Annotated in this window: 4 protein-coding genes and 1 pseudogene; 3 read left to right on the top strand and 2 right to left on the bottom strand. The window is 36.9% G+C overall.

Annotated elements, in window-relative coordinates; genetic code table 11:
- Window positions 1–193 (bottom strand): annotated as a pseudogene (locus ACFILT_RS08775) (hypothetical protein); the annotation flags it as partial.
- Between the two features lie 49 nt (window positions 194–242).
- On the opposite strand from ACFILT_RS08775, the gene ACFILT_RS08770 reads away from it, so the two are divergent.
- From ACFILT_RS08770 to ACFILT_RS08760, 3 genes are read left to right on the top strand one after another with little or no spacing between them, the layout of a single operon-like run.
- Complete coding sequence (locus ACFILT_RS08770) at window positions 243–515, top strand: toxin HicA (RefSeq protein WP_273790312.1); 273 nt, start codon at window positions 243–245, stop codon at window positions 513–515.
- Window positions 505–822: a type II toxin-antitoxin system HicB family antitoxin gene (locus tag ACFILT_RS08765; protein ID WP_004856761.1), complete on the top strand. Its 318-nt coding sequence runs from the start codon at window positions 505–507 to the stop codon at window positions 820–822. The genes ACFILT_RS08770 and ACFILT_RS08765 overlap by 11 nt, the downstream gene beginning before the upstream one ends.
- 42 nt (window positions 823–864) lie before the next feature.
- Window positions 865–1,011, top strand: coding sequence for a CopG family antitoxin (locus ACFILT_RS08760; protein WP_375639652.1), 147 nt, complete (start codon window positions 865–867; stop codon window positions 1,009–1,011).
- 46 nt (window positions 1,012–1,057) lie between these two features.
- Here the strand turns inward: ACFILT_RS08760 and ACFILT_RS08755 are convergent, their stop codons facing one another.
- Window positions 1,058–1,336 (bottom strand): hypothetical protein, encoded by a 279-nt coding sequence (locus ACFILT_RS08755; RefSeq protein WP_375679915.1) that lies wholly within the window; start codon window positions 1,334–1,336, stop codon window positions 1,058–1,060.
- Between the last annotated feature and the right edge of the window lie 131 nt (window positions 1,337–1,467).

The following is a 1,467-nucleotide window of genomic DNA, read 5'->3' as shown; positions in this document are numbered from 1 at the left end:
TTAAAACACGCCGCCTTAAGCCAAAATCATGTCCATCTTCAATGGTTTCATTTTGCGTTGAGATATTAATAGCTGGCATTGCTTCAATAAATAAATTGAAATCACGCATATTGAAAACATTGTCACCAGCTGCCGTCTTTGCAGCCTTTATCAACGCAACAAAGCTTTCCCTTATCGTCTCACGGGGGGGCATGGGGGCTCCTGTTCAATTAAGTGCATAAAATGATTGACTAGGATTAATAATGATACTATCATTGGTTATGAGTAATAAAGTTGAAAAAATAATCAGCTTGATGAAAGCATCACCAAAGAACATTAAGTTTTCAGATTTGTTGGCTGTATGTGTCTATTTCTTTGGAGAACCACGGAACAATGGTACAAGCCACTTTGTTTTTAAAACACCGTGGCTTGGTGATCCTCGTGTGAATATTCAAAAAGATTCTGGTAACAAAGCAAAAGCTTATCAAGTCAAACAAGTCTTACAAGCGATAGAAAGGATGAAACATGAACAATAATCATTATACATATCGTGTTTTGTGGTCGCAAGAAGATGAGGAATATGTCGGATTGTGTGCAGAATTCCCATCCCTTTCATGGTTAGATGCTCAAGCAGAGAAAGCTTTAAAAGGTATTATGGACCTTGTTTCAGAAGTTGTTGAGGACATGCAACATAATGGAGAAGAAGTTCCTGTGCCTTTGTCACATGGTAAATACAGTGGTAAGTTTCAATTAAGAATACCACCAGAGCTCCATAGAAAACTTGCAATACAAGCCGCTGAAAATGGTGTGAGTTTAAACAGATACATTTCTTCTAAACTTTGAATCTTTTAAAAGTCTATACGTACTAAAAGAAAATTAATTCTTATGAAAACCTCTAAATTAAAACAAATGCCCGTTTTTAAGATGGATAAAGAAGCAGAAAACTTTGTCGATACTGCAGATCTTACAGATTATGACTTAACTGGTTTTAAACCCGTTCATTTTGAGTTCTTACCTAAAGAAGTCTCTTGACTACCTCCCCACCTTTAACGATAGGGAGGGGAGTTTTGTTTTTAAGTTAAGCAACCTTTTTAATAGGGCTCTCGAAATTTGGTTCATAAGCGCGCAACAAAGAATCCATGCTATGTGGAAGTTCGGAAGCTCCAAAATCTGTAAGAATTGCCAAGATTTTTGTAATATTGGGTACGTCATCTTGAAGTTTTAAAACTAGGACCTTTTCTATTGCATTCATAGTTTGAACCAGAGCACTACAATCTTTGTCGCTCACATTTTCATCATTAGAAAATTGAGATAATGCTATCCACAAATCACATAAGAAGTTGGTGTCTATCTTCATTGTACACCTCCATGGATTTGTTCTCTCAAACATGCCAATCCTCTCGAGGTGATTTTCGTTGAAGGGAGTACCTTTTCTGTACCATCCGGTCTTTGAATGGTGATAGCAGGGCAGTCCATAAAGCCTTTCTT

Origin of the sequence: Bartonella sp. AP7XZML (assembly GCF_042195745.1) — a bacterium.
GTDB lineage: Bacteria > Pseudomonadota > Alphaproteobacteria > Rhizobiales > Rhizobiaceae > Bartonella.
This window is presented reverse-complemented; position numbering and strand designations above follow the sequence as displayed.